7 protein-coding genes are annotated in these 7,874 nt (G+C 73.0%); 5 read left to right on the top strand and 2 right to left on the bottom strand.

The features are described 5' to 3' along the window. From KBX39_RS16620 to KBX39_RS16630, 3 genes are all read left to right on the top strand, one after another. A partial coding sequence (locus KBX39_RS16620) for a valine--tRNA ligase (protein ID WP_210871406.1) occupies positions 1–2,396 on the top strand: 2,396 nt, incomplete at its 5' end. Then, on the top strand, positions 2,393–3,745 hold the full coding sequence (locus tag KBX39_RS16625; protein WP_210871408.1) for a folylpolyglutamate synthase/dihydrofolate synthase family protein: 1,353 nt from the start codon (positions 2,393–2,395) through the stop codon (positions 3,743–3,745). The genes KBX39_RS16620 and KBX39_RS16625, both read left to right, overlap by 4 nt. Next, complete coding sequence (locus KBX39_RS16630; protein ID WP_043328962.1) at positions 3,742–4,143, top strand: DUF4233 domain-containing protein; 402 nt, start codon at positions 3,742–3,744, stop codon at positions 4,141–4,143. The genes KBX39_RS16625 and KBX39_RS16630 overlap by 4 nt, the downstream gene beginning before the upstream one ends. Before the next feature lie 87 nt (positions 4,144–4,230). Here KBX39_RS16630 and KBX39_RS16635 read toward each other — a convergent pair whose 3' ends face one another. Beyond that, positions 4,231–5,562, bottom strand: a complete 1,332-nt coding sequence (locus KBX39_RS16635; RefSeq protein WP_210871410.1) for a glyoxalase/bleomycin resistance/dioxygenase family protein — start codon at positions 5,560–5,562, stop codon at positions 4,231–4,233. A gap of 144 nt (positions 5,563–5,706) precedes the next feature. Between KBX39_RS16635 and ndk the strand changes: the two genes are divergently transcribed. Continuing rightward, positions 5,707–6,132 (top strand): nucleoside-diphosphate kinase, encoded by a 426-nt coding sequence (gene ndk / locus KBX39_RS16640; RefSeq protein ID WP_030503075.1) that lies wholly within the window; start codon positions 5,707–5,709, stop codon positions 6,130–6,132. A gap of 60 nt (positions 6,133–6,192) precedes the next feature. On the opposite strand, the gene KBX39_RS16645 is transcribed toward ndk, so the two are convergent. Next, a complete protein-coding gene (locus KBX39_RS16645) occupies positions 6,193–6,633 on the bottom strand; it encodes a carboxymuconolactone decarboxylase family protein (protein ID WP_210871412.1) in 441 nt (146 codons plus the stop codon). Between the two features lie 193 nt (positions 6,634–6,826). Between KBX39_RS16645 and KBX39_RS16650 the strand changes: the two genes are divergently transcribed. Further along, positions 6,827–7,874 (top strand): alkaline phosphatase (locus KBX39_RS16650; protein WP_210871414.1); only part of this gene is annotated, 1,048 nt, incomplete at its 3' end.

Here is a 7,874-nt window from a genome sequence, read left to right on the forward strand (position 1 = left end):
CGCTCACCCGGCGCAAGAAGATGCAGGGGTACGAGGCGCTCTGGCTGCCGGGCATGGACCACGCCGGCATCGCCACCCAGAACCTGGTCGAGCGGCAGCTCGCCGGTGAGGGGCTGTCCCGCCACGACCTCGGCCGGGAGAAGTTCGTCGAGCGGGTCTGGCAGTGGAAGGCCGAGTCCGGCGGCGCGATCCTGGGCCAGATGCGCCGGCTCGGCGACGCCGTCGACTGGGACCGCGAGCGTTTCACCATGGACGAGGGCCTGTCCCGGGCCGTGCAGACCATGTTCAAGAAGCTCTTCGACGACGGGCTCATCTACCGGGCCAACCGGATCATCAACTGGTGCCCGCGTTGCCTTACCGCGCTGTCCGACATCGAGGTGGAGCACACCGACGACGAGGGCGAGCTGGTCTCGATCCGCTACGGCGACGAGGTGGTGGTGGCCACCACCCGTGCCGAGACGATGCTCGGCGACACCGCGGTGGCGGTGCACCCGGACGACGAGCGGTACCGGCACCTGATCGGCACCGAGGTGGAGCTTCCGCTCACCGACCGGCGGATCCCGATCGTCGCCGACGAGCACGTCGACCCGAGCTTCGGCACCGGCATGGTCAAGGTGACCCCGGCGCACGACCCGAACGACTTCGAGATCGGCCAGCGGCACGACCTGCCCTCGCTCACAATCATGGACGAGCGCGGGATCATCACCGCGCCCGGCCCGTTCGAGGGCCTGGACCGGTACGAGGCCCGTCCGGCGATCGTCGCGGCGCTGCGTGAGCAGGGCCGGATCGTGGCCGAGAAGCGGCCGTACCTGCACGCGGTGGGGCACTGCTCGCGCTGCAAGACGACTGTCGAGCCGCGGCTGTCGCTGCAGTGGTTCGTCAACACCGGGCCGCTCGCGAAGGCCGCCGGCGACGCGGTGCGCGACGGCCGGGTGGCGATCGAGCCGGCCGAGCTGGCCAAGCGCTACTTCGCCTGGGTCGACAACATGCACGACTGGTGCATCTCCCGCCAGCTGTGGTGGGGTCACCGCATCCCCGTCTGGTACGGCCCGGACGGCGAGATCGTCTGCGTCGGCCCGGACGAGGAACCGCCGTCCGGCGAGGGCTGGCGGCAGGACGAGGACGTGCTGGACACCTGGTTCTCCAGCGGCCTGTGGCCGTTCTCCACGCTCGGCTGGCCCGAGCGCACCCCGGACCTGGCGAAGTTCTACCCGACCAGCGTGCTGGTCACCGGCTACGACATCCTGTTCTTCTGGGTCGCCCGGATGATGATGTTCGGCCTGTACGCGATGGACGGCGTGCAGCCGTTCGACGTGGTGGCGCTGCACGGCATGGTCCGCGACGAGCACGGCAAGAAGATGTCGAAGTCGTTCGGCAACGTGGTGGACCCGCTGGACTGGATCGACCGGTTCGGTGCCGACGCCACCCGGTTCACGCTGGCCCGGGGCGCGAACCCCGGTCAGGACGTGCCGGTCAGCGAGGAGTGGTGCCAGGGCTCCCGCAACTTCTGCAACAAGCTCTGGAACGCCACCCGGTTCGCGCTGCTCAACGGCGCGCACACCGGCGGCCCGCTGCCGGACGCCGCCGAGCTCTCCACCGTCGACAGGTGGATCCTGTCCCGGCTGGCGCACGTCACCGCCGAGGTCGACGAGCAGTTCGAGGCGTACGAGTTCGCGAAGGTCTGCGACCTGCTCTACCACTTCGCGTGGGACGACGTCTGCGACTGGTACGTGGAGCTGAGCAAGCCGGTGCTGGCCGAGGGCGGGCCGGCTGCCGACGCCACCCGGCGGGTGCTCGGGCACGTGCTGGACCAGCTCCTGCGGCTGCTGCACCCGGTCATCCCGTTCGTCACCGACGAGCTGTGGTCCGCGCTGAGCGGCGGCGAGACCGTGCTGACGGCGTCCTGGCCGGTCGCCGACCGTACCCTCGTCGACGACGCCGCGGAAGGCGAAGTCGCCACCCTCCAGCGGGTGGTGACCGAGGTCCGGCGGTTCCGGTCGGACCAGGGGCTGCGGCCGACCCAGCGGGTCGCCGCGCGGCTCGACGGCCTGACCGGCGCGGGCATCGCGGCGCACGAGCCGCTGGTGCGCTCGCTGGCCCGGCTCGACGCGCCCGGCGACGACTTCCAGGCCAGCGCCACGCTGGCCATGCCCGGCGCGGTCAGCGTCGCGCTGGACACCCGCGGCTCGATCGACGTGGCCGCCGAGCGCGCCCGGCTCACCAAGGACCGGGCGGCGGCCGAGAAGGAGGCCACCCAGGCGCGGGCGAAGCTGGACAATCCGGCGTTCGTCGGCAAGGCGCCCGAGCCGGTGGTGGCGAAGATCCGCGAACGGCTGGCGGTGGCCGAGGCGGACCTGGTCCGGATCGACGCCGCCCTGGAGGCGCTGCCCTCGTGAGCGACCGCACCGACCGCACCGACCGCAGCGCGTTCGCCGAGGTGGAGGCCGCGCTCAACGCGCGCGGCTTCACCCGGATGCACTTCGAGCTGGAGAAGATCGAAACCCTGCTCGACCTGCTGGGCAGCCCGCAGCGGGCGTACCCGTCGATTCATCTGACCGGCACCAACGGCAAGACCTCGACGGCCCGGATGATCGACTCGCTGCTGCGGGCGTTCGGGCTGCACACCGGCCGCTACACCAGCCCGCACCTGGAGACCGTCCGGGAGCGGATCAGCCTGGACGGCGAGCCGGTGAGCGAGGACCGGTTCGTGTCCACGTACCGCGAGATCGCGCCGCTGGCCGAACTCGTCGACCAGCGGTTCGCGGAGCCGCTGACGTACTTCGACATGACCACGGCGCTGGCGTTCGCCACGTTCGCCGACGCCCCGGTCGACGTGGCCGTGGTGGAGGTCGGGCTCGGCGGCGCGGAGGACGCGACGAACGTCATCCAGGCCGGCGTCGCCGTGATCACCCCGATCGGGCTGGACCACACCGAGTGGCTCGGCGACACGATCGAGGACATCGCGCTGCACAAGGCCGGCATCATCCACCCCGGCGCCACGGTGATCGCGGCGGCGCAGGAGGAGGAGGCGGCCCGCCCGATCCTGGAACGCTGCGCCGAGGTCAACGCCACCGTCGCCCGGGAGGGCGCCGAGTTCGGCGTGCTGCGCCGCGCGGTCGCCGTCGGCGGCCAGGTGCTGACCATCCAGGGCCTGGGCGGCGTGTACGAGGAGATCTTCATCCCGCTGCACGGCGCGCACCAGGCGCAGAACGCGGCGGTGGCGCTGGCCGCGGTGGAGGCGTTCCTCGGCGCCGGGACCCGGCGGCAGCTCGACATCGAGGCGGTCCGGGAGGGCTTCGCCGCGACCAGCTCGCCGGGCCGGCTGGAGCGGGTACGGACCGCACCGACGGTGCTGCTCGACGGCGCGCACAACCCGCACGGCATGGCCGCCACGGTGGCCGCGCTGCAGGAGGAGTTCGCGTTCAGCAAGCTGGTCGGCGTGCTGGCGGTGCTCGGCGACAAGGACGCGGCGAGCCTGCTGGAACTGCTCGAACCGGTGCTCGACTCGATCGTGGTGGCGGAGAACAGCTCGCCCCGGGCGATGCCGGTGGACGAGCTGGCCGCGCTGGCGCGGGAGATCTTCGGGCCGGAGCGGGTGCAGGTGACCCGGGAGATGCCCGACGCGATCGAGGCGGCGGTGGCGGAGGCCGAGTCCGACGTGCCGGGTGAGCTGGCCGGGGTGGGCGTGCTGGTCACCGGATCGGTGGTGACAGTGGCCGACGCCCGCCGGCTGCTCAAGCGATGACCGGCCCGCAGCATGGCCCGGACGCGGACCAGGCCGGTCCGGAGCAGGCGGGCGGCGAGCGGCGGTCCGGGCTCCGGAACCCGGACAAGGCGGTACGTGGACTGGGCGCCGGCACGATGGCGCTGGAGGCGCTGGTGCTGCTGCTGGCCATCCAGCCGATCCGGGTGGTCGGCGGTGACCTGAGCGGCGCGGCGATCGGCGCGATCGTGGCGCTGGCGGTCGCCTGCGTGGTGCTGGCCGGCCTGATGCGCCGACCGTGGGCGTGGCACGCCGGCACCGTGCTTCAGGGTCTGCTGCTGCTCTCCGGGCTGCTGCACTGGTCGCTGTTCGCGCTCGGGGTGATGTTCGCGCTGGTGTGGGCGTACGCGCTGCACGTGCGGCGGGTCATCCTCGGCTGAGCGCCGTCGCGCGCGGCGCGGTGCCGCGCGGTGTTGTGTTAAGAAGGGCCCCTTCCTCTACCTGAGGCGTTAAGAAGGGGCCCTTCCTTACACCTCGGCGAGGGTGCGCCACTGGGTCAGGGCGACGCCGTGACCGTCGGGGTCGCGGAAGGCCGCCGCCCACACCTCCAGCTTGGTGCCCCGGTTGACCACGCGCGGCGCGTACGTGAACCGGACGCCCGATTCGCGCAGCCGCTCGTACGCGCCCTGGATGTCGTCCACCTCGAGGTTGACGTGCACCAGCCGGCGGCTGATCGGGGCGGCGCCGGTGACCCGGCGCAGCACCAGCCGGGTCGGCCCGGAGGCGAGCACGGCGTTGCCCTCGCCCCGGTCCAGCTCGTCGAAGCCGAGTTCGCGGTAGAAGTCGAGGGACCGGTCCAGGTCGGTGACGAGCAGGGTGATGCCGACGCCGCTGATCGGGCTGCCCAGCCCGTCCGGCTCGGCCGCGTCCCCCGGGCCGGACGAGGCGGACGGGCCGAAGATGGCCTCGTCCAGTTCCTCGGCGGTGGGCGGGGTGTCGGAGCGCCGGGGCGCGTCCGCCGGGTCGTCCAGCGGCACGTCGATCGGGTCGGGCACGGTCTCGACGGGAATGGTGTCGGCCGCCTCGGCGCGCGTGCTGTCGGGTGCCGGGGCGCCGATCGGCTCCTCGGCCGGGACGCGGGGCGCCGGGGCGCGGCGGGGGAGCGGGCCGGCGGCTGCCGGTTCGACGAGCTGCCCCTCCAGCACCATCCGGCCGCTGGGGCTCTGGTGCAGCACCACCGGCTCGCGCTCCTCGGCCCGGGGCGGCACGCCGTCCAGGTACTCCTCCGGCGCGGGCGGGTAGTCGTCGCGGAAGTCGTCCTCGGGCGCGCGCCCGGCCCACGGCGGCGCCTCCTGCGCGATCAGCGGCTCGTCCAGCGGGTCCGGGGTGTCGTACTCGGGCGGCAGGTCGGCCACCGCGGCGGCGGTCTCCGCGTGGGTGGGCACCTCGTCCCAGAGGACGCGCACGTGCCGCTGGTCGTCCAGCGCCACCCGGACCGGCAGCGCCTGGCCGAGTGAGGGCCACTTGGCGACCGGCACCCGAGGCTCGATGATCTTCTTGGACCGGGGCGGCAATCCGGGCGCGTCGATCACCAGTTGCAGCTCGCAGCGGCCGAACGCGTACTGGGTGGGTGGTTCGGAGGCGCTGTGCACGTGCCCCAGCCCGATCACCCAGGTGCGACCGCCGCCGCGTACCGTGGCCAGCGCGATCGCCAGCACCAGCAGCGCGACGCCGAGCGCCACGATGGCCCAGCTGGTCATGCCCAGCCCGAACACCGTCACGAAGGTGGCGACGGTGCCCAGCACCGTGCCGATCAGTTTGCGTACCGGCGCGATCGTGCGGTTCCCGCCATTCGCCACAGTGGACCTCCCAGGGGTTCCAGGGCCAGGCTAGGCCGCCACGGCGGGCCAGGGAAGACGCAGCCGCCGCGCCGGCGCCGGGACCGGGTCGCTACGCTGACCGTACCCAGCCGACCCCGTTTGAGTGCGCAGGAGGAAACCAGCGTGTCCAGCAGCAGCCCGGACGAGCGGACGCTCGTACTGATCAAGCCCGACGCGGTGCGCCGCGGTCTGGTGGGCGAGATCCTGTCCCGTTTCGAGCGCAAGGGCCTGCGGATCGACGCGATGGTGAGCCGGACCATGGACGGCGACTTCGCCGACCAGCACTACGCCGAGCACGTCGACAAGCCCTTCTACCCGCCGCTGAAGACGTTCATGACCAGCGGCCCGCTGGTGGCGCTGGTGCTCTCCGGCGACCAGGTGATCGAGGTGGTGCGCGCCATGATCGGCAGCACCGACGGCCGCAAGGCCGCCGCCGGCACGATCCGGGGCGACCTGTCGCTGTCGAACCGGGAGAACCTGGTGCACGCCTCCGACTCGGCGGACAGCGCCAAGCGCGAGATCGCGCTCTGGTTCCCCGAGCTGGCCTGACCGACGCGCCGACGGCTCCGGCCCGCTCCTGGCGGGACCGGGGCCGTCGTGTGTCAGCGATCAGACCTGCGCCGGCGGCTGCGTCCGGCAGGTCACCGCGACCCGGTTCCACACGTTGATGGTGGCGATCGCCACCACCAGGTCGGCCAGTTCCTTCTCCGACCACACCTTCGCCGCGCCGTCCCAGACGTCGTCCGGCACGCCGTGCTCGCCGAGCCGGGTCACCGCGTCGGTGAGGGCCAGCGCGGCCCGCTCCCGCTCGTCGAAGAACGGCGCCTCCCGCCACGCCGCGACCGCGAACAGCCGGCGGCTGTCCCCCCCGGCCCCCAGCGCCTCCCGGCTGTGCATGTCCACGCAGAACGCACAGCCGTTGAGCATCGACGCCCGCAGCTTCACCAGCTCCAGCACGGTGTGGTCCACGTTCGTCCGGACGTACTTCTCCAGGCCCAGCACGGCCTGGTACGCCTCCGGCGCCACCGCCGCCATGTCCATCCGGCTCATCGCCGCCTCCTCGTTGGTTGGGGTACGCGCAGAGGACGGGGCACGGCGGGCGCGGCGTGACGCGCCTGCGGTGTGACGGTGGTCATGGCCGGGCCGACAACAGTCGTTGACGTTCCGGTCACCTCGACCGGAGTTCCCGGCCACCTGCGGCCGGTAGACCGGGCTGGCGACACTGCCGAGACCGGGAGAACCCATGACGCACATCGATCGACGTACCCTGCTCCGCGCCGGCCTGGTCGCCGGCGCCGGAATCGCCGGCGGCGCGCTGCTCGGCGCGCCCGGCGCGCCCGCCGCACCCGGCCTGCGGCCCGGCGGCCGGCCGCTGCTCACCCACGGCGTGCAGAGCGGCGACGTGACCGCCGACTCGGCGCTGGTCTGGACCCGCGCAGACCGGCCCGGCCGGATGCTGGTCGAGGTGAGCCGCCGGCCGGACCTGCGCGGCGCCCGCCTGGTGCGCGGCCCGGTGGTCGACCCCACCGGCGACCTCACCGGCAAGGTCCGCCTGCGCGGCCTGCCCGCGGGCCAGCGGCTGCACTACCGGGTACGGGTGGAGAGCCTGGACCGGCACGGCCTGTGCAGCGAGCCGCTGACCGGCTCGTTCGCCACCGCCCCCGGGCGGCAGCAGCGGCGTGACGTGCGGTTCGTGTGGACCGGCGACATCATCGGGCAGGGCTGGGGGATCAGCCCCGACTTCGACGGGCTGGCGATCTTCCGGGCCATGCGGGAGCGCCGCCCGGACTTCTTCCTGTGCAGCGGCGACACCGTGTACGCCGACGGCCCGCTGACCGAGAGCGTGGTGCTGCCGGACGGGCGCACCTGGCGCAACCTGGTGACGCCGGAGAAGAGCAAGGTGGCCGAGACACTCGCCGAGTACCGGGGGCAGTTCGCGTACAACCTGCTCGACGAGCACCTGCGGGCGTTCGCCGCCGAGGTGCCGCAGATCAACCAGTGGGACGACCACGAGGTGGTGAACAACTGGTACCCGGGGGAGATCCTGACCGACGAGCGGTACGGCGAGAAGCGGGTGGACGTGCTCGCCGCCCGGGCCCGGCAGGCGTTCCACGAGTGGCTGCCGGTGCCGGCCGGCGGGCCGATGTACCGCAAGCTGTCGTACGGGCCGCTGCTGGACGTGTTCGTGCTGGACATGCGCACCTACAAGGACCCGAACGACGGCAACACGTACGCCGACCGCAACCGGGGGCTGCTCGGCAGGGCGCAGCGGGAGTGGCTGATCCGGGAGC

The organism is Micromonospora sp. D75 (genome assembly GCF_018070405.1).
In the GTDB taxonomy this organism is placed as follows: domain Bacteria; phylum Actinomycetota; class Actinomycetes; order Mycobacteriales; family Micromonosporaceae; genus Micromonospora; species Micromonospora chalcea.